17 protein-coding genes are annotated in these 23753 nt (G+C 61.8%); 7 read left to right on the top strand and 10 right to left on the bottom strand.

Annotation, left to right across the window (positions count from 1 at the left end):
• Positions 1 to 92 precede the first annotated feature (92 nt).
• The 7 genes from LNV07_RS20525 to LNV07_RS20495 form a co-directional block, all read right to left on the bottom strand.
• A complete protein-coding gene (locus LNV07_RS20525) occupies positions 93 to 3200 on the bottom strand; it encodes a TonB-dependent receptor (RefSeq protein WP_263573047.1) in 3108 nt (1035 codons plus the stop codon).
• 697 nt (positions 3201 to 3897) lie between these two features.
• Entirely contained in the window at positions 3898 to 5034 is a 1137-nt protein-coding gene (locus LNV07_RS20520) for a hypothetical protein (RefSeq protein ID WP_263573046.1), read from the bottom strand.
• A gap of 14 nt (positions 5035 to 5048) precedes the next feature.
• Positions 5049 to 5483, bottom strand: coding sequence for a phosphate ABC transporter substrate-binding protein (locus LNV07_RS20515; RefSeq protein WP_263573045.1), 435 nt, complete (start codon positions 5481 to 5483; stop codon positions 5049 to 5051).
• Between the two features lie 350 nt (positions 5484 to 5833).
• Positions 5834 to 6937, bottom strand: coding sequence for a glycoside hydrolase family 5 protein (locus LNV07_RS20510; RefSeq protein WP_263573044.1), 1104 nt, complete (start codon positions 6935 to 6937; stop codon positions 5834 to 5836).
• A 10-nt stretch (positions 6938 to 6947) separates the two neighbouring features.
• Complete coding sequence (locus LNV07_RS20505; protein WP_263573043.1) at positions 6948 to 8645, bottom strand: MFS transporter; 1698 nt, start codon at positions 8643 to 8645, stop codon at positions 6948 to 6950.
• Between the two features lie 38 nt (positions 8646 to 8683).
• On the bottom strand, positions 8684 to 9676 hold the full coding sequence (locus tag LNV07_RS20500; protein ID WP_263573042.1) for a glucokinase: 993 nt from the start codon (positions 9674 to 9676) through the stop codon (positions 8684 to 8686).
• On the bottom strand, positions 9673 to 11031 hold the full coding sequence (locus LNV07_RS20495) for a GH1 family beta-glucosidase (RefSeq protein WP_263573041.1): 1359 nt from the start codon (positions 11029 to 11031) through the stop codon (positions 9673 to 9675). Before LNV07_RS20495 ends, LNV07_RS20500 begins: the two co-directional genes overlap by 4 nt.
• Positions 11032 to 11734: 703 nt before the next feature.
• Between LNV07_RS20495 and LNV07_RS20490 the strand changes: the two genes are divergently transcribed.
• The 5 genes from LNV07_RS20490 to LNV07_RS20470 all read left to right on the top strand — a co-directional run bounded on the left by LNV07_RS20490 (position 11735) and on the right by LNV07_RS20470 (position 20436).
• Positions 11735 to 14752: a TonB-dependent receptor gene (locus tag LNV07_RS20490; RefSeq protein ID WP_263573040.1), complete on the top strand. Its 3018-nt coding sequence runs from the start codon at positions 11735 to 11737 to the stop codon at positions 14750 to 14752.
• A 115-nt stretch (positions 14753 to 14867) separates the two neighbouring features.
• Complete coding sequence (locus tag LNV07_RS20485) at positions 14868 to 16415, top strand: tryptophan halogenase family protein (protein WP_263573039.1); 1548 nt, start codon at positions 14868 to 14870, stop codon at positions 16413 to 16415.
• 28 nt (positions 16416 to 16443) lie between these two features.
• The gene (locus LNV07_RS20480; RefSeq protein WP_263573038.1) at positions 16444 to 17145 is read left to right on the top strand and encodes a SapC family protein; all 702 of its coding nucleotides are present in this window, start codon (positions 16444 to 16446) and stop codon (positions 17143 to 17145) included.
• A 3-nt stretch (positions 17146 to 17148) separates the two neighbouring features.
• Positions 17149 to 18162, top strand: coding sequence for a cupin-like domain-containing protein (locus tag LNV07_RS20475; protein WP_263573037.1), 1014 nt, complete (start codon positions 17149 to 17151; stop codon positions 18160 to 18162).
• A 9-nt stretch (positions 18163 to 18171) separates the two neighbouring features.
• Positions 18172 to 20436: a tryptophan 7-halogenase gene (locus tag LNV07_RS20470; protein WP_263573036.1), complete on the top strand. Its 2265-nt coding sequence runs from the start codon at positions 18172 to 18174 to the stop codon at positions 20434 to 20436.
• Positions 20437 to 20452: 16 nt separating this feature from the next.
• Here LNV07_RS20470 and LNV07_RS20465 read toward each other — a convergent pair whose 3' ends face one another.
• From LNV07_RS20465 to LNV07_RS20455, 3 genes are all read right to left on the bottom strand, one after another.
• Complete coding sequence (locus LNV07_RS20465) at positions 20453 to 21520, bottom strand: LacI family DNA-binding transcriptional regulator (RefSeq protein ID WP_263573035.1); 1068 nt, start codon at positions 21518 to 21520, stop codon at positions 20453 to 20455.
• A gap of 103 nt (positions 21521 to 21623) precedes the next feature.
• Positions 21624 to 22031: a tautomerase family protein gene (locus LNV07_RS20460; RefSeq protein WP_263573034.1), complete on the bottom strand. Its 408-nt coding sequence runs from the start codon at positions 22029 to 22031 to the stop codon at positions 21624 to 21626.
• A gap of 36 nt (positions 22032 to 22067) precedes the next feature.
• Entirely contained in the window at positions 22068 to 22238 is a 171-nt protein-coding gene (locus LNV07_RS20455) for a hypothetical protein (RefSeq protein WP_263573033.1), read from the bottom strand.
• Between the two features lie 115 nt (positions 22239 to 22353).
• Here LNV07_RS20455 and LNV07_RS20450 point away from each other — a divergent pair, with 115 nt between their 5' ends.
• Together LNV07_RS20450 and trxC are read left to right on the top strand one after the other, a co-directional pair.
• A complete protein-coding gene (locus LNV07_RS20450; RefSeq protein ID WP_263573032.1) occupies positions 22354 to 23262 on the top strand; it encodes a LysR family transcriptional regulator in 909 nt (302 codons plus the stop codon).
• A 47-nt stretch (positions 23263 to 23309) separates the two neighbouring features.
• Positions 23310 to 23723, top strand: a complete 414-nt coding sequence (trxC, locus tag LNV07_RS20445; RefSeq protein ID WP_263573125.1) for a thioredoxin TrxC — start codon at positions 23310 to 23312, stop codon at positions 23721 to 23723.
• Positions 23724 to 23753: the final 30 nt, after the last annotated feature.

The following is a 23753-nucleotide window of genomic DNA, read 5'->3' as shown; positions in this document are numbered from 1 at the left end:
TGAATTAAGAAAAGGTCGGCTTTGCCCAGAAGGGCAAAGCCGACAAAAACCCCCATGCATTGGTTGCTGCGAGGGTCGAGGAACAAGAAAGATCAGAACTTGTAGTTCAAGCCCGCATACACGATACGACCGGCATAGCCATTCGAGTAGAAGCGATCCTTGGTGTCGTTGCCCAGGTGGGAGCGCGACTCTTCCTTGGTCAGGTTCAGCACCGAAGCGGTCAAGCTCAGTTCCTTGTTGACGTTGTAGGCCGCGTTCAGGTCAATCTGGCTATAGGGCTCTTGATAGACGTTCAAGCCGTTGACCAGGCCGCCCACCACTTCGCCACGGCGGTTGTAGGACACTCGGGCCAGATAGCTGTCGGTCTCGTAGAACACCGTCACGTTGGCCTGGTTCTTCGCACTGCCGACCAGCGGCGAGGAGCCGATGGTCTTGCCGTTTTGCAGCGTGATGGCCGCCTGGTTGGTCTTGTTGTAGGTGTAGTTGAGCTGGAAGCCGAGGCCGAAGTCCAAGGTGTGCTGGGCAAACAATTCCACACCTTGCGAGACCCCGTTACGGCCACCGGCGCTGGTCGAGTAGTTCTGCACCGTCACGGCCTGGCCGCCCACGTTCAGGTCCACGTTCTGGTTCACCGGCACGGTGAAGTTGCTGACGTTCTTGCGGAACAGATTGGCGCCCAGCACCGAGCCACGACGCAGGTACCACTCCAGCCCCAAGTCGAACTGCGTGGCCTTGTAGGGCTCCAGTTCCTTGTTGCTGCCGCCACCAAACCAGCCCTGCTGGTCGCCGCCGCCGATCAAGCGCCGGTCATTCACGTACTCCTGGCTGTAGTACTGCAGTCCGCCCGGCGCGGCGATGTCGCCATAGCTGGGCCGCGAAATCACCTTGGACGCGGCCGCACGCAGCACCAGGTCCTTGCTCAGGTCATAGGCCAGGTTCACGCTCGGCAGCACATCGTTGTAGGTGCGGTCGAGCGAGCTGACCTCGAAGGACTCGGTGCGCGACAGGCTGTCCGGCAGCTTGGTGAAGCCGCTGACGCAACCCGATCCGGCGGGCGCCCCGAGAGCCGGCTTGCCGCCTGCCAGGCAAGGCGCCGGTTTTCCGTCTGCTCCGTTATGGAAGTAGTCCTTGTAATTGGTGACCTGGTCGGTCGAATCGGCGTGCTGCTTGGTGCGCACCAGGCGCAGACCGACATTACCGCGCAGGCGCTCCACCTTGACATTGGCCTGCAGGTAGCCGGAGTAGATCTTCTCGTCGACGTTGTAGACGAAGTTGTCCTCGTTACGCGTCTGCATGGCGCCGTAAGTCTGGTTCAGGTAAGAGATATAGGCCGGATAGTTGATCGCCGGGAAGGCGCTGGCGCTGATACCACCTGCCAGATTGCCCAGCGAGTCACCGTACAGGAACTGCGGCTGGAACTTGTTGGCCGCCGAATCGCAACCGGCTTGGTAGCGCTTGTTGTAGTCGGCGGGGTCGGCACCCTTGCAGACCCAGTAGTTGTTGCCGGTGTTGCGGTGGGTGCCGCCGTCACGGTACTTCAGGCCGAACTGCAGCGAGTCCAGCAAGCCGAGGTCGGTATTCCAGGTGAAATCGGCCTGGGCGTAGTTCTGCTCGGTGCTGTTGCGTGTCCACGATGAGCTGGTCGACCCCAAGTCGATCTCGCCAATGCCCTTCTGCAGATTCGCCATCAGCTCCGGCGCGAAAGTCATGGTCGGCGTGCCAGCCAGGCTCCAGGCGCTGGCGGTGTTGCCAAGCACCCAGTTGCCGCTCTGGTCCTGCATGCGCGGCTTGATCGGCATGCCGAACTGCATCTCCGGGCCGCCCTTGGCCCAGGTGCGCCCGCCCTTGAAGACGGCCTCCAGCGAGTCACCCTTCCATTCGGCCTCGAAGTCGGCGGTCTGCGACAAGGCCTTTTCGCGGTTGTAGCTGCCGGTGATTTGCGGCGTAGGCACCGTGCAATCGTCAGGACCCCAGCCGCCCGGCTGCTGACCACCGGCCTTGGCCTGGGCTTCGTTGCAGTAGTAGGTCTTGCCGGGATGGGCGCTGTACTTCGCGCCGGTGACCAAGGTGCCGCTCTTATCAAACGTTAGCTGGTCGAGCAGACGTCCGCGAGGCCAGTTGCCATCGCCGTCATAACGGGCCAGATTCCATTCCGGCACCTTCAGCGTGTTGGTCTGCGAGTTCTGCGAGAGGTCAAAGCGGAAATAATTGCCCGTCAGCGTCAGCTTGTCGACCGGCTTGAACTGCAGCGTCAGCTGCCCGCCCTTGCGCTCGCGCTCCTCGGTCTTGACGTTCAAGTTGACCGAGGTCGGCATCATGAAATTGCTGTAGTACTTGCCGCCCTGGTCGTAAAAGCCCGACTGCCCCCACCAGCGCGAGTTCATGCCGGAAGGGCTGCCGTTGACGTCGGTGGCTGGGTGCGCCTTGTAGTCGTCCGCGTACCACTGCCAATTCTCGGTGCTCGCACCCATGGTGCGGGTGGTGCGCTTCTGCTGCGTGTAGCCCACCAGCACGCCGAATCGCTTGGCCTCGTCGTGCCAGGCATATTGGCCGGCGAACTGACCGTCGGTTTTGTTGCTGGTGTCGGCCCAGGTGCCCTCGGCATTGACGAAGCCGGAATTGGCCTTCACGTCCAGCGGACGGCGCGTGTGCAGGATCACGGTACCGCCCACGCCGCCCTCGTCGATGCGCGCTTCCGGCGTCTTGAACAACTCGGCGCTGGACAGCATATTCGACGGCATCAGCATGTAGTTGAAGGAGCGCGTCGGATCGCCATTGGACTCGGCCGTGGCAATGTAGTTGCCGTTCAATTGCGTCAGAGTCAGCTCCGACGAAAGGCCGCGAACGCTGACATTCTTGCCCTCGCCGCCGCTGCGCTCGACGATCACGCCCGGCACGCGCTGCAGTGCATCGGCCACGTTCTTGTCGGGGAACTTGCCCACGTCTTCGGCGGTCACCACGTCAATGATGGCGTTGGCGTTGCGCTTTTGATCGAGGCTCTTCTCGATTGAACTGCGGAAGCCGGTCACGACAACCGTCTCCATTTGGCTCGCGTCGGCCTTCTTCTCGCTCGGCTTGTCTGCCGGTGCGGTTTGCGCTTGAGCGCCACTCAAAGCCAGCAAGGCAGCGCCCACCGCCGTGGCGATGGGCGTTACGGGCCAGCGATGCTGCCGCGCAGCAAAAGGGGTTCTTGTCGTCATGTGCTGTCTCCTGTTCGTGCCCAGCGACGGGCTTCTTGTATGGCGTTAGCTGGGTTCCCATCACCCGTGGAACAGGCGACAGGCCCCGCGTCGCAACGCGGAAAATTTCGGATGCCCTCTCGCTCGAGGCCTCAAGCGGTGAGGAGAATCCACTTTGGAGTTCGATGCGAAGCCCTGCGCCCAAACCACCCTCGGTTCGGCAGTCCGGCTTCCGCTCGTTTTCCCAGGGTGCGCAAAGCGCAATTTGGGGAGAACCCTAGGTATTTACTAAACTACGAAATGCCGGCTGAATATCGATGAACATCGCATTTAACCCAGGAAGGTTTATACAAAGGAAGCCACGACGCTTCAACAAACTTTCAATTTCCGGCCGCAGTTTAGTTTTGTTTAGTAAACGCAAGCGAGGCCGGCTTGCGCCAGTCGCCTCCGATGGGCCATCGGGCATTACCGTCCGGAGTGTGGCGCATTGGCCGATGGGGAAAGCAACAATACGCCAGCAGCGTGCGCGGCTAAAGGCGGCCCAGGCGAGGCCACATGCCCCCAAATAAGAAACCCATGACTTTCACAAGTCATGGGTTTCTTATTGCCGATCGATCAAGCGAATCGGTCGCTTTGATCCGGAATATCCACTCGAAGGGCGGGCAAGGCATTCAACTCTTGCGCCACCTCCCGCCCCGGGTCGACTCCCTTGGCCATGTCAAAACGAAGTTTGCGCCGAGAAAGAAAGCAGTTTGTAATCGCCAAAGAAATCATATTTCGATTGATCCTTGGAAACATCGTATTGCGCCTTCAGTGCCCAATTCTTGCTAACGTCCCACCGCAGAGCCAGGGTCTTGGTTCGCCGCCCCTCGATCGGTGCTAAAAAGTTATTTTCTGCGGTGCGATAGCGCGAGATTGTGTACATGCCGGTCCAATCGCCAAACTTGTAGCCGCCGCCTAGCAAAAAGTAGTTGTAGGTGTAGCCCGAGACTTTTTGCGAGAAACGGTTGAGCTCGCTGCGCAGGATCCAGTTGCGCCCGTCGTAATTGGCCGACAGGCCCATGATGTTGGTCCTGTAGCCATCCAGATTGATGACCGTCGAGCCATCGGGCTTATGCGTGCTCTGCTCATTGCGGAAGGTCATCAACATCGCCCGCACGCTGATCGCACCATCGCTCAATGTGGCGTAGCCGCCCAGGATCTTGCGCCAAGCTTCGTCGGTGCGGTCACCGAAGTAGATTTTGGTGTCGTAGGCGTTGTCTTTGTAGCTGAAGCCACCGGCCCAGAGGTTGGCGTCCAGCGTCCAGTTGCCGAACACGGGCCGGCTATAGGCCAGGTTGGCGCCGTCATAAGCGTAGATGGGCCAGCCGTAAACATCGGGCGCCGGCCGCACCCAGGGATAGGCTGTGCCGACATAGAGGAAGTCGCTGTAGTAGTAGAGCGGTATGCGCTTGCGCCCGGCCTGCAAGGTCCATTCGTCGGTCAGCGCATAGGACACATAGGCCCAGTCCACACTGGGTTGGTAGTTGTCGTTATTCGGCCTGGACAGCAACTGCACCGTGGCCGATAGCTTGTCGTTCATGCGCAAAGTGCCCTGCAGACCCAGCAACGATTCCTGGTCCGCCTGCCAACCCTTGCTCTTCTCGTACACGCCGACATATTCCCAGTTCTGGATGGTGCAGGGGCAACTCCACTGCATATAGCTGCCCTCCTTGCCACTCAAGACCTTGCCGGCCGTCAACTGGGCAAAGCCGGAGAATGAAAATTTGGGGCCGTCGTCATCTGCGGCCATAGCGGCCAAGGGCGCGGCAAGGCCGCAGGCGGTGAGCGCAGCGATTTGAAAAATGTTCTTCATGGTTTTCCTCGGCCTCACTTGATTTCGGTCAGGACCTTGACACTGGCGTCAACCAGGCTGGCATCCACATAGCCGACTAAATTGGGGTTTGCTGCCACCAGCTTTTTGACGGCGGCCGCATCGCCGCCATCCTGAGGCGGTGAACCCTTGCCTGTGAACACCATGCGCGACCAATAGGCCTTGACTTGTGCCTCGGTGCGCCCTGCCGCAACGCTGTAGAACTCGGCGAAGGCGGGACTGCCCATGCTCTGATCCACCGGCACAGCCTTCTCGCCGTTAGGAAAGGATTTGGCCGAACCCATGAAGATCGCCGAGGCTTGCTCGACGCTGATTTTCGGAGCGTTGCTCTGGGCCGCAACAATCACGACCAGGGGACCGGCATGAACCAGTTGCAGGGCTGCAAGACCAAGGGCACAAGCCAGACCTAGCTGAATTGAGTGTCTCTTCACAGCGACCTCCAGAACAGAAAAACACGGCCGGACATCTACCCTGCACAGGCGAAACATCCGTCTTGATCAATCTAAAGCAATCAAACCAACGGTGACCTGCTGATGGGCAAGACCCCGGGTTTGCGTACAAGTGTTGCCAGAGACTATGGCCAAGACCCGAACTCGGTCTAACGCCCTAGGTAATAACACCAAGGCAGAATTTGTCACCAAAACTCGCGTCAAGCAATACCTGTCCCCGAAAACAGACAACCCGAACAAAGCTGTGGCGAGCGCGGTTTTCGGCTGTACCCTGCGCGCGCCAAGCGTGGCCGCCGGCAATATGCCCGCAATACATGCGGACGGGGCGCGCCCTATGGCGTGTATTCCTTCAGCATCACCGCACGGAAATGGCGGCCCTGCAAGGTAGCTTCGTAGCTCCAATCCTTGATCATTTGCGGCGCCCAATCCGGGTCGAACACCCAGGCAACCCAGCTGATGCCCTTGCTGCCCAAGTAGTTGCTAATGCGGGGGCCATAACTGCCATCGTCGATGACAGGAATATGGGCGCCTTTGTCGCTCGCCAATTGGTAGCCAATTTCGGTCGCAATGACCGGATATCTATTCGCGACGAAGCCCCAATCACGCTCCCAATTTTCTTCAAACGGCGCCGCTACTTTCATCGGATAAGGGTGACTCACATAGGCCACGTTGTCGCGCTCTATCGGTGCAGTGGCAATAGGCTTTAGGTCATAGGCCCAGTTGAAGCCCGCCACCAAGGAAATCGCGGCGGCGTTATGCGCTTGAATAATCGTGATCGCTTCTTCGTTGATGACCTTCCAATCGGCCCAACTCGCCACACCCAATTGCCCGCCAAAGACGGTAGGCTCATTGAAAATCTCGTACATGGCGACCGAATTCACGCCCTTGTAGCGCGCCGACACCATGCGGAAAAAATCAAGCGTTTCGGCTTTTGTGGTGTAGTAGCTGCTGTTCTGGAACTGCTCGGATTTGAGGTTACCGATGGAATGCCAATCGACGATCGCGTACATGCCCAGCTCGTTGATCCACCGAACCGTCTGATCCAAGATCGGCAGATAGCCCTTCTTGCCGCGCCGCTGCCAAGCCGAAGGATGCACCGGAATGCGCACCACATTGGCGCCCCAGGACTTGATGACTTCGAAGAGTTCGCGATTCAAGCGGCCTTCCGCGACGAGCTTGTCCGGGTCTGCAATATTCACGCCGCGGAACACCACAACCGCGCCCCGCTCGTCGACGAACTTATTACCGGCCACCTTCACCAGCGGCAATTGCCGGGCGGCTGACCCCAACTCGAAACCCGGGACATCGTCGCTGCTGCTCCACCAGCCTTGGCTATTTTTCCAGGCATCCGCTTGCCGGTTGACGTCGTCGCCCGCCAGGCCATTGCCGGCAAGGCAGCTCAGCAGCACCAGGGCGCAGCGCTTTGGAGTTTTCATGACGACCTGTTTACGACAGGAGTCTGTGCGCGCAAAAGGCCAACACCGACAAGGAGACAGCGGCGCAAATCAGCGTGGCGATCTTGGCGCCGCGGGCATTGCCCAAATAATGCCGCTCGCCGCATGGCGCGGCGACTTCAGCGGCCCGCGCAGCGAGGGTGAAACAGCGCCGCGCGAAATAGAGTTTGGGCAATAGCAGCCCCAGCAAAAGCAAGAGTTGCAGGCCACCCGCGCCGGGGGCGGCGCCTTGCAAAGAGCCCAGCACCTTGGCGTCGACGATCAACAGCGTCAAGATGCTCAACATCGCAAACATCGACGCGCGCCCCGCCAGCGATTGAACCTGCTGCTCTTGTGCGGTCAGGCGCGTCGGGTCATCCACCGTCACCTGAACGCCTGTCGCGTCGGCATCAAACAGCGGCTTCGCCTCGTCCTCTTGTTGCGGAAATGGCGCCCGCCACGCCGCCAAAACAGAGGGCAGCGACGCAAACATCACGACCAGAAAGAAGCTCGAAAAACCCAGCCATTCGGCCAGCGGCCCGGAGATCATCGCCGTCGGCACCAGCACCAAATTCATCAAGGCGGTCGCGAAGGCGTAATGCGTCATCGTCGAGCGGCCCGGCGCGAGCTGCTGCATCAGATAAATCATATTGCCCACCATGCCGAAGCCGTAGCCGAACTTCTCGATGCTGACCAGGGTCACGATGGCGCTGTAGTCCAAGCCCTGCCCGGCCGCAGCGTAATGGCTCATCAACAGATAGGTGAAGTGCGGAATATTCAGGCTCAGACCGAGTATCCAGAGCGAGCGGCGCAGACCCAGCTTGCCGGCGAAAGCCCCACCCAAGAGGCCGCCGATGATGCTGGCGACGGTGCCATAGACCGCATCGATCTCGCTGACCTGCCCCGCCGTCAAACCAAGGCCGCCTTGCTCGGTGCTGCTCTGCAAGAACAACTGCCCTTCCATCAGGATCAGGCCTTCACCCAAGCGGTAGAGGAAGACGAAGGCAATCATTCCCCAAAACGCCCGCTTATGAAAGAAGGTCGTCGCCGTACCAAGGAAGTCACTGAATACTTGAGCGGTGCCGGTTGGGCGCTCGGACACACTGCCGGTGGGCAAGATGAACAAGTGATACAGCGCAAGCAAAGCCATCACCCCCGCGCAGATCAACATCACGTTGCGCCACATCGTCTCGTTGGCCCAGCCCTGACTGGTCTGCATCTTGAAGAGCACCGAGATCAGCAAGCCGGTGGCGAGCACCTTGCCCAGCACCCAAAACGCACCCTGCAAACCCGCGAAACGCGACTGAGTGGGCCTATCGAGCGCGGTCAGATAGATGCCGTCGGCGCAGATATCTTGCGTCGAAGAGGCGAATGCCGCCACCCACAACAGCGCGATGCTGATCTGAAAAAAGCCCGGCTCGCCGACCGACATGGCGATCGCCGCGAACAGCAGCCCGCAGAGCATTTCCATCGTCAGCACGAAGAATTTTTTGGTGCGATACATGTCCAGAAAGGCCGCCCAGAGTGGCTTCAGCGACCAAGCGATCCCGATACTGCCCACCGCCACGGTGATCTGGCTGTCCGGGAAGCCCAAAGACTTGAACATCCGCACCGCGGTGCCGTTGATCACGCTGTAGGGGATGCCCATCGCCAGATAGAGCGAGGCGACCCAAAACATATTGCGCAGGGTTGAAGCTGGCTTGCTTGTCATCTTGTGTATCGACCAAGGGTTAGGGCTTTGCCCGGTGTTCAATGCGGCATGCCGACGTCAAGGGCCCGGCAGGCGCCCTGCAAGGCGGCCTGCTCGCTGGCTTGTACGACATAGCTCGGGATCTCGCTCAAATAAGCGCGAAAGCGCCCCTTGGCCTCAAAACTCTGGCGGAACTTCGATTCGGCGAAACGGAGCCCCAAGCGAGGCACGATGCCGCCGCCAATATACACACCGCCGCGCGCGCCCAGCGTCAAGGCCAAGTTGCCTGCCGCGCCACCCAGCAAGCTGCAAAACAAGTCCAGCGCACCATCTGCAATCCTGTCACTACGGGCCAACGCCGCCGCCGTCACCTGCTGCGCCTGCAAGGCCTCAACCTTGTGACCCTGCACTTGCGCCAAGGCCAGGTAGAGATTCTCAAGCCCAGGGCCGGACAAGGCCCGCTCGGCCGAAACATGGCCAAAGCGCCGATGCAGGATGTTCAGTACCGCCTGCTCCTCGGGGTCGCAGGAACTCAGCGTCACATGCCCGCCTTCGCCGCCGAGCGGCACCAGGCCGCCGCCATCAATCGAGGGCAGCAGGCCCGATACGCCCAGGCCGGTGCCGGGGCCGATCAGCGCGATCGGCGCACCGGCCACGGCCACGCCACCGCCGACCTGGCAGCGTGCGTCGGCATGCAGGGTCGGCAAGGCCAAGGCCAGCGCCGAAAAGTCGTTCAGCACCAGCAGCCGTTGTAGACCCAAGGCCTCTTGCATCGCCTTGATCGAAAACGTCCAACGGTGATTGGTCATGCGCACATGGTCACCGGTGATGGGCGTTGCAATGCCGATGGCGCCGGAGCGCGGCCGGCCCAAGCCCTCGCGCCATAGATGGTGGCAGATCGCGTCGCAGAGCGACTCGAAATCCGCGCAGGCATAAACGCCGGTCTGCTGCAATGGGCCGTTAGCGATGAATTGGCTGGCAAAGCGGACATTGGTACCGCCGACGTCGGCGAGCAGGCGCGGATAGCCCGCCGCTGTAGACGGCAAATTCATCGTGCTTGCCCGAACACTTCAATCAGCGCCCGATACCAATGCGCACTGGCCTTGGCCAAGCGCTGCTGATTGCTGTAGTCGACGTGAAATAGACCAAAGCGCTTGAGATAGCCGGAGTTCCACTCGAAGTTGTCGAGCAAGCTCCAGTAGAAATAGCCCCGTACATCCACACCCAACTCCATCGCCTGCGCCAAGGCGCCCAGATGCGCCCTCAGATAGGCGATGCGCTCGACATCGGCAACCTGGCCATCCACCACCTGATCGGCATTGGCCATACCGTTTTCGGTAATGAAGATGGGCGGCGGCGAGTACTCACGGGTGATGCGCACCAGATGCTGAGTCAAGGCCTTGGGGTAGATTTCCCAGCCCATATCGGTGAAGCCCAATTTGCCCGGCGCCGGCACGGCCGGCGTTTGCGTGCTGATGAAGCTGCGGGTATAGAAATTCACGCCCAGAAAATCCAGCGGCTGCTGAATCAGGGTCAGGTCTTGCGCCTCGATTTGCGGCGCGTCATCACCGAGATGCTCGATCACGTCGGCCGGATAGCTACCCCGAAAAATCGGGTCCATATACCAGCGCACATTCAATCCATCATCGATCCGGGCGGCTTGGCGATCGGCCTCGGTCGGCTCGGCCGGAAAGGCCGGCGTGTGGTTCAAGACCACGCCGAGCTGGGTCTGCGTGAGCGGGCGCATGGCCAGCATGGCCGCGCCATGCGCCATCATCAAATGATGCGAGACCTGCATCGCGGCTTTACGGCTGCGCATGCCCGGCGCGAATTGGCCGGTTTCATAACCCAGGGTCGCCACGCACCAGGGCTCATTCAAGGTCGCAATGCTGGCGACCTTCGAGCCGAAACGACGCGCCACTTCGGCGGCATAGGCGGCAAAGCGCGGAACGATATCGCGCGACATCCAGCCGCCGATGCTGTCATGCAGCGCCTGCGGCAAATCCCAGTGATAGAGCGTGACATGGGGCTTGATGCCGGCTTCGATCAAGGCGTCGATCAATTGACCATAGAAAGCAAAGCCTGCTTCGTTCCAGGCGCCCTCGCCCAGCGCTTGCACGCGCGGCCAGGAGATCGAAAAACGGTAGGACTCAAGGCCCAGCCACTTCATGCGCGCGATGTCTTCGTGGAACAAGTGGTAATGGTCGCAAGCGACATCAATGTGGGAGCCATCGTTGATGCGCCCGGGCTGGCCGCAAAAACTATCCCAGATCGAGGCGCCCTTGCCGTCGAGCGCCGAAGCCCCTTCAATTTGGGCCGCACTGGTGGCCGAACCCCATTGAAAGTGAGCGGGGAAGCGGCTCGCCAAATCGGTGTCTTCGGCCTTGAAAATGCAGTTGGCGGTCATGGGTTCAGGATTCAAGTTAGGGGCAATCGCGCCTTAGGCCCGGAAACAGGCTTTGGCCGGCTGGGCAGACGACGGCTCGGTGCGAGCGGCTTAAAACCGCTCCGCCGCCGAGTTCGTCTGCGCTGCGGCGAGACTCTGGTCTGTGCAGCGGCGCCATGATAAGAATCAAAAGACAACGTTGTCAACGAAAATATGACAACGCTGTCGTTTTCCCTAAGTGGTCCAAAACCAAATGACCTAGGCCGCTGCAATTCTTGTTTCTTTGCCCTGCCGGCAGGGCTCGTTTGGCCCATCGCCGCAAGCCACCTCGACCCGGTGATTCATGTCAATCCAGGCACTCAATCCCGGCATTTAGGGCTGTTGTTTTTTACGACTAAGGGAAAACGACAACGCTGTCATTATCGCGTTGACAACGTTGTCTTTTGATCCTTATCATCGCATCGCCTTATGAAAGTGACTATCGCCACGGCGCTAGTGAGATCACGGGCAGAGGAACTATTCGAAGCGGTCCGCACGGCAAGGGCTGCGTGCAAAACGAAACTGCCCCCGCCTTTAGGATGGGGGCAGTTGGCGCCTCGCAATCACGCCGGGGACGGGTGCAAACCAGGTTCACGGTACCAAGCGCAGAATCCATAGGAGACATATGAAAAGAGCTCAGACACAACATCTTCAGAGCGACACCGCACAGCGGCGTTCCCTGAACTTGAAACCCATTGCGAGCGCCTGCGCGGCCTTGCTGACCATGTTGGCGCCCGCCACACATGCCCAGCAAGCGGCCACGCCAGCGCCCGCAGCCGATACCCAGCAACTGGATACGGTGGTCGTCAGCGGCATCCGCAGGTCGCTCGAGTCCGCCGTTTCGCTCAAGCGTGAAAACCACGGCGTGGTGGACGGCATCGTGGCGGAAGACATCGGCAAGTTCCCGGACACCAATCTTGCGGAATCGATGCAGCGCATTTCCGGTGTCTCCATCGAGCGCGGTCAAAGCGGCGAAGGCTCCCGCGTGACCGTCCGCGGTATCGGTGCCGACTTCAATATGGTGCTGTTGAACGGCCGCCAGATGCCCGGCGCCTTGCTCAATAGTGCGGAGGGCGGCAGCTCGGCCAACTCCTCGCGCGCCTTCGACTTCGCCAATCTCTCGTCCGACTCGGTTTCCGCGATCGAGGTGTTCAAGACCAGCCGCGCGGCAAGCCCGGCCGGCGGCATTGGCGCCACCATCAATATCAAGACCGCGCGCCCGCTCGACAGCAAGGGTCGAATTGCCAGCTTCTCCGTCAAGGCCAACCACGATGCATCCGATGGTCGCCTGCCCGATATGTATCAGGGCAGCAGCCTAACGCCTGATTTGTCCGGCATTTACAGCGAGACATTTGCCAACGGCACCCTCGGCATCTCGATCAGCGGCAGCTTCTCGCGGCGCGACTCAGGCTCCAACAAGGCCTATACGCAAAATGGCTGGCACCCCTTCCTCGGGGACGAAAGCGGCTGGGGCGCGATTCCGAAAAAGGGCGAGCCCGGTTACGCCCAGATCACCAATCGCCCAGGCGCCAACACCCTGTACTCGACGCCGGTCGACCTGCGCTATGCGCTGACCGCTTTGGAGCGCGAGCGCACCAACGGCCAACTGGTGCTGCAATACGCGCCGAGCAAGGACCTGAAGTTCACGCTCGACTACACGATGGCCGACAACACGGTCAACAAGAAGAACGTGCAGGTCGGCACCTGGTTCAACTTCCAGGGCGGCCCGTCGGCCTGGACCGACGGCCCCGTTGCCGGCCCGATTTCCTACTCGGCACAGTTCCCCGCCAAAGACCATGACCTCGCCCTCGACGGCGGTCAATATGGCGAGAAGGCAAAGAACCGTTCCACCGGCTTCAACGCGGAATGGAAGCTCAGCGAGCAGCTCAAGGTCGAGCTCGATGCTCACAGTTCCACCGCCAAGACGGCACCCAACAGCCCTTACGGAACCTATTCGGTGATCGGTGCCGGCATGTTCAGCCAAGGCGATGCCTACGGCTATTACAACCAGGACCTGCCCATCCTGAGCCTGCCGAACACGGTGTTCGACACGAACAAAATCCAGGTCGGCGGCACCCGTTTCGACAACGCGCTGAGCGATCAGAAGATCGATCAGGCGCAGTTCCGTGCTGCCTACAAACTCAGCGCCGACGACAAGCTGAATTTCGGTTTGTCCGGCACCAAGGTGAACAACCGCTCGGCTTCGGTCAACCACCAAAACGGCGACTGGGGTGGCGTGGGCAAACAGGGTGATTACGCCGCCAATTTGTTCAACACCGAAAACCTGCCCGGCTATTTCGGACAGGTCAAGGGCAGCGATGATCCGCGCCTGATGCAGAACTTCTATTCCTTTGATTTCAACGCGATGCGCACCCGCGCGATCGAGATCGCGATGAAGTCGGGCACATCCAGCCACCCGGCGCCATTGACGCGCGCGGAAGCTGAAGCCTACTTCTCGGCATATACCGATTTCACCAAGGGCGTCGACCTGCGCACGACCGAAAAGTCGACCAGCGGCTATTTGCAGTACGACCACAGCTTCGACACCGCCATTCCTATGAATGTGTCGGTCGGCCTGCGGCGCGAACAAACCAAGGTCGAATCAAGCTCCCAAGTGCTGGCCCTGACCGGTGCAAGCTGGGGGTCTTTGAATGAGATCGCGGTGCAGTCCGGTGGCACGACTTTCGGCACATCAAGCGGCAAGTACAACTACTGGTTGCCGAGCATCGACTGGGATGCTGACTTGTCGGCCAATCTGAAACTGCGCGCCAGCTACGGCGAAACCATCGGTCGCCCCGGCTGGGCTTCGCTGGCGGGCGGCGTGACGGTGGGCGACACGGCCAACGCTGGCGGCGGCACCGGTTCGACCGGCAACGCGGCCTTGCTGCCACTGCTGTCGAAGAACTGGGACACCTCGCTTGAGTATTACTACAACAAGTCCAGCTATGTAGCCGCCGGTCTGTTCCGCAAGAACATCACCAACTTCATCGCCAGCACCACGGTGAAGCAGCCGGTCGGTCAAGTGCATACGCCGATTGGGGGCAAGTACTACCTTGCGGCAATAGCCAGCGGATGCTCGGCGACCGATCCGAAATGCCAGCGCAACTACATCTTCAACAACTTCAACGGCCAGCCGGGCGTGACCAAGACCGGCGTCAATGCAGCCGGCGAAATCCAGGGCACCATCGTCGGACAGGCGACCGATCCATTGCTGCAATTTGCGGTGACCACGCCGTCGAACGCCAAGGGCGACAACTTGAGCGGCATCGAGCTGAACGCGCAGCACCTATTCGGCAATAGCGGCTTCGGCGTCGCGGGCAATTACACCAAGGTGTCGTCCGGCTTGTCCTACGACAACCACAGCACCGCGGCGCAATCGGCCCTGGTCGGTGTCAGCAATTCCTACAACCTGGTGGGCTTCTATGAGGGCAGCGGCTTCTCGATTCGCGGTGCCTACAACTGGCGTGGCGAGTTCTTGGCAGCGACCACCGATGGCGCGGGCAATAACCCGATCTATACCGAGCCCTACGGTCAGATGGACATGACGATTGCCTACAAGATGACGAAGAACCTCACCTTCCAGGCTGACTTCCTGAACCTGAACGACGGGGTGATTCGCCAACATGGCCGCACGAAAGAGCAGTTAGTATCGGTGACGCAGACCGGGCGACGCTATTTGGTCGGAGCGCGCTACTCGTTCTAAACGAGTAGCCGGGCCGAAGCGGCCATGCTCCAAAGGCAAGGTCGCTTCGGCCAACATTGATGGATTCAAAATCGACCCAGCGGGTCGATTTTTCAAATAAAGGGCGGGCATTGATATGACGCAAGCGGTGCGCCGCATCGTGGTCTTGGGTGGCGGCTCGGCCGGCTGGCTGACTGCGGCCTTGTTGGCCGCCGAGCATGGCGGGACGCAAGCCGACGCGCTGCAGATCAGCCTGATCGAGTCGCCGGACGCACCCGCCATCGGGGTCGGCGAAGGCACCTGGCCGTCGATGCGTGAGACCCTGCAGCGCATCGGCCTGCGCGAAGTCGACCTGCTGCGTCAATGCGACGCCGCCTTCAAGCAAGGTTCGCGCTTTGACGGCTGGGTCAATGAACATGAGAACGACCGTTACTACCACCCCTTTTCGCTGCCGCAAGGCCATGGCGAGATCGACCTGGTCGGCGCTTGGTTGCACGCCGGCAGCGAGCCAGGCTTTGCCGAATGCGTCAGCCCGCAGCCGCATGTGTGCAATGCGAGCCTGGCGCCGAAGCAAGTGACGACGCCGGAGTTTGGCGGCGCCATCAATTACGGCTACCACTTTGATGCCGTCAAGCTGGGCGTCTTGCTGCGCCAGCATGCGACGGAGAAACTGGGCGTTAGGCATGTGTCGGACGAAGTCACCCAGGTGCTCGCGCACGAGAATGGCGACATCAAAGCCTTGCGAACCCGCAGTCATGGCGACATAGCGGGCGATCTCTTCATCGACTGCTCGGGCCTGAAGGCCTTGCTGATCGGCCAGCATTACGGCGTCGCCCTGCGCTCGCAGCAGCATGTGATGTTCAACGATAGCGCGCTGGCCTTGCAAGTGCCCTATGCAGACAAACCAGTGCCGCTGGCCTCGGCAACGATCGCCACGGCCCATGCCGAAGGCTGGACTTGGGACATCGGCCTGCCCAGCCGGCGCGGCCTCGGCCTGGTCTACTCCAGCGCCCACACCAGCCGCGAGGCGGCCGAACAGGCGCTGCGCAAGCATATCGAGCGCAGCGGTGGCCCGGCCGCCGCCGACTTGCCCTCGGCCCGCCACATCCCCTTCTCGCCGGGCTACCGCGAGCGCTTCTGGCAGCGCAACTGCGTGGCGATCGGTCTGTCCTCGGGTTTCATCGAACCACTCGAGGCCTCGGCGCTCGCGCTGGTCGAGTTGTCCGCCGCGATGATCCGCGATGAAATGCCCGCCAATCGCGCCGATATGGACCTGGTGGCCAAGCGCTTCAATGAAGCCTTCGACTACCGCTGGGCCCGCATCATCGATTTTCTCAAGCTCCATTACGCGCTCAACCAGCGCAATGATTCAGCCTACTGGCGCGAGCACGCCCAAGCCGAATCGATGCCCGAACGCCTGGCCGAATTGCTGCAGCTCTGGCGCCACCGGGCGCCGTTCAAAAACGATCTGTTCCGCGTCGACGAAGTCTTCCCCGCTGCGAGCTACCAATATGTGCTCTACGGCATGGGCTTCAAACCGAACTTGCCGGCGCCGCGCACGGCAAGGCTCGCGCAGGCGCAGGCCAGCTTCCAGCAAGTCACGACCGCCACCAAACGCCTGCTCGGTGGCTTGCCGCGCCACCGCGACTTGATCGAGCACATCCATGTGCACGGCATGTCCTAACGTCCACTTAAGCCTGAACTCAATCCCCATGAAAAACCCAGTCCTGCTCGACAACATCAGCCACAAAGACCTGCGCATCATCACCCGCCGAGGCGCCGAATGGGGCGACGCACAGATGTCCTGCATTGCCACGCCGGACGAGTTCCGCCGCCTGCAAGTGCATTACCCGATCGTGTTCCAGAAAAACTCCGACGGGCAGATGCAGCCGCTCGCCCTGCTCGGCTTGCAGGAGGGCCAGAACCTCTTCCTCGGGCCCGAAGGCTGGACCGTGCCCTATCTGCCCTTGGCCATGCAGCGCGAGCCCTTCATGATTGGCGTCAACGAGGATGAACTCAGAATGCTGGTCGACATGGCGAGCCCGCGCATCGGTCAAGGCGCCGAGGGTGAGGCGGTGTTTTTGCCCCAGGGCGGCAGCACCGAATTTCTCGAGCACGCCAACTCCGTCTTGAAGGCGCTGCACGAAGGCCTGCAAGCCACGCCCGCCTTCGTCGAGGCCCTGCTCGCCCATGATTTGCTCGAGCCTTTTGTGTTGGATGTCGAGCGCCCGGACGGCAGCCATGGCCGCCTGGTCGGCCTGCACACCATTCACGAAGAACGCCTCGCGGCGCTCGACGAAAAGACGGTGGGCTTGCTGCACCAGGCCGACTATCTGCTGCCGATTTATATGGCCATCGCCTCGATGTCCAATTTGCACAATCTGATCCGACTGCAACTCGCCCGGGAGGCTTGAAGCATGACGAGGCCCATGCGGGAGCGCAGCGATGTGCGCGCCGACGCCTTGCCTGCCGACTTGCTGCAGAGCACCGAGCCGGTGCTGCTGCGGGGCCTGGTGCGGCATTGGCCGATGGTGCAGGCGGCGCAGCAGTCCGATCAGCATTTTTGCGACTATCTGCGCGGCTTTGGCTCGGCCGGGGCCGACACCAAGGTCGGGCTCTGGCGGGGTGCGCCCGAAATCGACGGACGCTTTTTCTACAACGCCGATTTCAGCGGCTTCAACTATCGGCGCGAGATTGCCGGCTTCGGCGCGCTGCTGGACGAGCTGCTGGCGCAGAAAAATTCGCCGCTTCCGCCCGCGCTCTACCTCGGCTCCACCGAGCTCGACGGTTCCTTCCCCGGCCTGCGCCGGGCCAATGATTTGCCGCTGAATGTGGCTGATCCCTTGGTCAGCCTTTGGCTCGGCAACCGGGTACGGGTGGCCGCCCATTTCGACCTGCCGGACAACCTCGCCTGTGTCGTCGCCGGGCGGCGCCGCTTCACACTGTTCCCGCCCGAGCAGGTCGGCAATCTCTATATCGGCCCCTTGGATCTGACACCGGCCGGCCAAGCCATCAGCCTGGTCGACATCGCCAAGCCCGACTTCGATCGTTTCCCGCGTTACGCGCAGGCGCTGGAGCAGGCGCAGACGGTGGAGTTGGCCGCGGGCGACGCGGTCTTCATCCCCAGCCTGTGGTGGCATGCGGTGGAGGCGCTGGAACCCATCAGCGCCTTGGTGAATTTCTGGTGGCGCCAAAGCCCGGCCTTCATGGATCCGCCGATCAACACCTTGATGCTGGCGCTGATGACGCTGCGCGACCTGCCACCGGCCCAGCGCCAGGCTTGGGCCGCTTTGTTTGATCATTATGTTTTCAAGGCGGGCGAAAGCACCGCCGCCCATATCCCGCCCGCCGCCCAAGGCGTGCTGGCACCCATCACCTCGGACCGGGCGCGCCATCTGCGCTCGGTGCTGCTGAACCGACTGAATCGTTAGGACAAGCGCATGAACAAGACCGCTGAAAATGCGATCCCCTACAGCTCCAAGCCGGTGCGCCGCATCGTCATCGCTGGCGGCGGCACCGCCGGCTGGATGGTGGCGGCCGGCCTGTCCAAGAGCTTAGGGAGGCTGTACGACATCCGCCTGATCGAGTCGGAAGAAATCGGCACCATAGGCGTCGGCGAAGCGACCATCCCGACCCTGCATTTCTTTCACGAGATCCTCGGCATCGACGAGCGCGAGTTCATGGCCGCCACGCAGGCCACCTTCAAGCTGGGCATCAGTTTCGAGAACTGGCGCAATGTCGGCGAGGACTATTTCCATTCCTTCGGCACCACCGGCAAGCCGCATTGGACGGCCGGCTTCCAGCATTTCTGGCTGGAGGGCCGCAAGCGCGGCCTGGCCAGCGACTACGGCGACTATTGCCTGGAACTGCGCGCGGCGATGGACAAGCGCTTCGCCCATCTGCCCAACACCGGTCTGAACTACGCCTATCACCTCGACGCCACGCTCTATGCCCAGTATTTGCGCCGTTACTCCGAGGCGCTGGGCGTGCAGCGCATCGAGGGCAAGATCGTCAAGGTGCATAGCGAAGTCAGCAGCGAAGCGAGCCATGGCGGCATCACCGGGCTGAGCCTGAATGATGGCTCGCTGATCGAAGGCGATCTGTTCATCGACTGCACCGGCATGCGCTCTTTGCTGCTGGGCGAGACCCTCGGCGTGGCCTATCAGGATTGGTCGGAATGGTTGCATTGCGACAGCGCCGTGGCCGTGCAGACCGCCTCGGTCGGCGAGGCCCTGCCCTACACCCGCTCAATCGCCCATCCCTGGGGTTGGCAATGGCAGATTCCGCTGCAGCACCGGGTCGGCAATGGCCTGGTCTTCAGCAGCAAGCATCTGGATGACGAGGCGGCCAAGGCCGCATTGCTGGCCCATGTGCAGGGTGAGGTGATACGCCCGCCGCGCGTCATCAAGTTCACGCCGGGTCAGCGCGAGCTGGTGTGGAAGCGCAATTGCGTCGCCATCGGCCTGTCCAGCGGTTTTCTGGAACCGATTGAGTCCACCAGCATTCACCTGATTCAGCGCGGCCTGACGCGCCTGATTCAGATGTTCCCGGCCGATGGCGTTTGCCAAAGCGATATCGACGAGTACAACGATCAGTCGCGCCGCGCGATCGAAACCATTCGTGACTTCATCATCCTGCATTACCACGTCAACAATCGCAGCGACGCGCAGTTCTGGCGCGATTGCCGCGAGATGGCGGTGCCCAAGCTGCTCGCGCATCGGATCCAGCTCTTCAAAGACACGGCCCGCGTCTGCCTCGATTCCGATGAGCTGTTCCGGGATAACTCCTGGATTCAGGTGATGATGGGCCAGGGCATCAGCCCCAGCGCCCACCACCCGGTGACACGCCGGATGGCCGACGCGGACCTGAGCGAATTCCTCGGCGAGATCCGCAAGGAGGCGGCGCGCAGCCTGATCAAACTGCCCAAGCATCAGGACTATGTCGCCCGCTTTTGTGGTGTGCCCAAGCCGGCAGAAGCCAAGCCCGGCGCCCCGTCCTTGCAGCTCAATCCGCAACCCAATATTCAGACCATCCAGTTGAGCAACGGCCAAGAGGTCTTCGTCATCGATGACTTTGTGCTGAACCCGGATGGGCTGGTGAGCCTGGCGCAGTCGGTCTCGAATCAGTTCCATATTCCTGCCGGCCACCCCTACCCCGGCCCGCAGTTGGACCTGCCCGCCGCCATGGCCGCTCAGCTGGATGATTACTTCCGCGATCATCTGCGCGGCCGCCTGCGGGCCGGCCCGCCGCTTGGCATGTATGGGCGCTTTTCGCGCGTCACCCAGGACGGCACAACGCTGGACGCCCGCCAGCGCACCTGCCACCGGGACGACTCAGGGCTGGAGCCCGGGGAGATGATGTGCGCGCTGGTCCACTATCTGTTCGGTGACGAGCAGCTCGGCGGCACCGTCTTGTTCCGCTCCTTGATGTCCGAGCAGGAAACGCAGGCCTTCCTGGCGGACGCGAAGACCCTGGCCGGCAGCGAATTCGGCAGCAAATACGGCATTCCGGCCGGCTATATGACGCAGAGCAACCGCTACTTCGAGGTGATAGGGCGCGTGCCCGCCAAATGGAACCGCGCGGTTTTTTACGACGGCAGCATCTTCCATTCCGGCGACATCCAGGCCTCGCCCGCAGCCTATCAAGCGGGGCTGGGGCGCCTGACCGTCAACGCGTTCTTCAAGAGCGCCAAACTGGCATCCTGAGCGCAAGCGCAGCGGATCAAGCCTTCTTCTTGGGCGCCGGGCTTGAGTGCAAGGCGCGGCTGGAATCGCGCACCAGCAGTTGATGCGGCAGCACCCGGTGCGAACTCTGCGGCGTCGCCGCCTCGGCGTCATTGCCCTTGGCGGCGATCAGCATTTCCACCGCCACACTGGCCATCTCATGGGTCGGCTGGCGCACCGTGGTCAGCGGCGGCCAGACCAGGCTGGCCGCGCTGGAATCATCAAAGCCCGCAATCGACAAATCGGCCGGCACATTCAGCCCCAAGCGTTGCGCCGCCGCCAGCACGCCCAGAGCCATATCGTCATTGCTGGCGAACACCGCCGTCGGCCGCACGCTGCGACTCAAGAGCTTGTGCGCCCCTTCGACGCCGCTCGGGAAGGTGAAGTCGCCCTCCCACACCAAGCTCTCCTCGACGCTCAAATCATGCGAGCGCATCGCCCGCACAAAACCCCGGTAACGCAGCTCCGAGGCCGCCTGATCGGGCGCGCCCTTGATGAAACCAATGCGTTCGTGGCCGAGGCTGATCAATAGATTCGTGACTTCTTCGGCCGCGAGTTCATCGTCCATGCGCACGCTGAATTGATCCGCCGGCTGCTGGCCCGGAGAGAGCAGCACGAATGGCGTTTCGTTGTCGCGCAGTGCCTGCAGAACCTTGGGGTTATCACACAGCGGCGGCGTCAGAATCATGCCGTCCGGGCGCAGCGCCGAGACCATGCGGTCGACCTGGTTGTAGATGTCGGGGGCGTCGTTATGCAAGGACTCGACGACCAGGTGATAGCCCGACTCGCGGCAGCGCAAGGTCGCGCCCTGCTGCACCCCGCCGACAAAGGCCGCGCTCGGGTCGTAATAGAGCAGACCGATCAAAAATGAGCGCCCACCGCCCATGCTGCGCGCCGCCAGTTTGGGCCGGTACTTCAGTGCAGCGACGACCTTGAGCACCTGCTCACGGGTCTTCTCCTGCACCCCGGCTTCCTTGTTGAGCACGCGCGAGACGGTCTTGATCGACACGCCGGCCTGTTCGGCCACATCAACAATCGTCGGGCTAGACCCAGCTTTGCTTGCCACCGTTCCCGTCCTTGCTCTGCATAGAAGCCAGCACTGTGCCACAGCGAGACAAAAAATACGGCCTTGCGTCAATAAAGGTGATGGCCCGAGCCGTCAACGCCGATCAAGCCGGCGCTTCTGCGCTCAATCTGCGGGCGGCTTGGCTTCGCCCGCCATAACCCCAGGCCTCGGCGGGCAGTTGCTGCACGACGGTGTAGCTGGTGGGATGCAGGCGGCCCAAGGCGGCGCCCATCGCCCGATGGACTGCGGCCAAGTAGGCGCTGATCTGCGCGGTGCTGTTGGTGCCGGCCGTCACCTGCACCTGCAGTTGATAGCTGGCCAGCGTATCGGCGGCCATGGCTCGCGCGCCGATGAACCATTGCGTGGCCGGCACCAACTCTATGCGCACGGCCGTCAAAGCGGGGTCCTTGGCCAGATGTTCGGCGGTCAAGTCGGTCAGCGTCACGGCCAACTCGCGCAGGCTGGGGTCCGCGCCGGGGGCTGGGCATAGGCTGAGATGAAGAAAAGGCATGCTGCGGTTCCCCTGCTTGTTGGTCTGGTGTGGAGCTCAGTAATAGCGGCTGCGCAGGTCGGTGGTCTTCCAGCGTGCCTCGGCTCGAGTGGCCCAGGTCTCAAGCCAGCGATTCAGCAAGAGGCGCGGGGCGCAGAAGAAGGAGCTTGGTGCCGGCCTTGGCTGCGCTTGGGCGGACTGAAGGTAGTTGAGGCTGCTGCTATTCATGATTCACTTCCTGCTGAATGCCGGCTTGGCTTGGTTTTCGATGGAACAGATGTTATGTTTGCGCCAACGCACAAACAACTACGCAAACCGCAATCCGAGTTTGCAAATACGCACAATGGAACAACTGGAAGTCGGGCTGGATTGGGACGATTTGCGCTACGCGCTGGCGATTGCCGAGGCCGGTTCGCTGAATGGCGCGGCCAAGCTGATGGGCGTGCGGCACACCACCGTTTTGCGGCGGCTGGACGCCCTGGAGGAACGGCTGGGTGCGCGCCTGTTCGAGCGTTTACGCAGCGGCTACCGGCCAACCGAGGCGGGCGAGTTGATGGCGGCGCAGGCGCGCGAGATGCGGCCCGCGATCGCCGAGATGCAGCGCCGCATCGTCGGGCGTGACCTTGAGTTGCAGGGCACGCTGCGCCTGAGCACCGCCTTTGTGGCGATGCTCTACCTGCTGCCCGAGGCGCTGGCGGCGTTCAGGCGCGGCCATCCCGGTATCGAGGTGGAGGTGAACGAGAACTCCAGCCTGGTCGATATGTCCAAGCGCGACGCCGATGTGGCGCTGCGCATGAACCGGGTCGTGCCCGAGCATCTGGTCGGGAGGCGCCTGGGCGAGGTGCGCATGCGCGTCTACGCCAGGCGCGGCCAGGCCGGCCTGCCGCAAAGCATCCTGCCGGTGAGTGAACTCTGTGCCAACTACCCCTGGATAGGTTTCGACCGCGAGCGCCGCTCACGTTTTTTCGACCGCTGGATGCTCGACCATGTGCCGCCGGCAAGCATCGTCATGCGGCTGGACCTGCTGCATCCGGCCGTCGCGATGGCGCGCACCGGCCTGGCCTTAGCGCTGCTGCCGACGCTGATCGAGGGCCATGAGCCCGACTTGCTACCGGTCTCCGAGGTGCTCAGCGACGTCAATACGCCGGTCTGGCTTTTGACCCACCCGGATCTGCGGCAAACCGCGCGGGTGCGCGCGTTCATGCAGGAGGTGGGCGCGCATTTGCAGGCGACCTTGGAAGCCGCACCTTGAAATTCTGGCCGGCCGCCCAAGCTGCAGAGTCGAAAGAGGAATTCATCATGCTGATCACCTGCCCCCATTGCTTGACCAAGAACCGTGTGCCCGACGAGCGCGCAGCCCAAGACCCGGTCTGCGGCAAATGCGGCCAAGCGCTGCTCAGCGGCGAGGTGGTCGAATTGACGGACGCCAACTTCGACGCGGTGGTGGCCGGCAGCGAGCTGCCCGTGCTGGTGGACTTCTGGGCGCCCTGGTGCGGCCCTTGCCGGCAGATGGCGCCGCAGTTCGCCATCGCCGCCAAGCAAACCAAGGGTCAGGTCTTGCTGGTCAAGGTGAATAGCGACGAGAACCCGCAGCTGTCACAGCGTTTCGGCATCCGCAGCATCCCGACGCTGCTGCAAATGCGGCAGGGCAAGGAGCTACAGCGCATGTCGGGGGCACTGCAGGCGCCGCAGATTGTGGCTTGGTTGCGCTGAGCTTCGGGCCAGGGTCGGTGCGCGGACCTT

It is taken from the genome of Roseateles oligotrophus, from assembly GCF_025717515.1.
Classification (GTDB): domain Bacteria; phylum Pseudomonadota; class Gammaproteobacteria; order Burkholderiales; family Burkholderiaceae_C; genus Paucibacter_A; species Paucibacter_A oligotrophus.
This window is presented reverse-complemented; position numbering and strand designations above follow the sequence as displayed.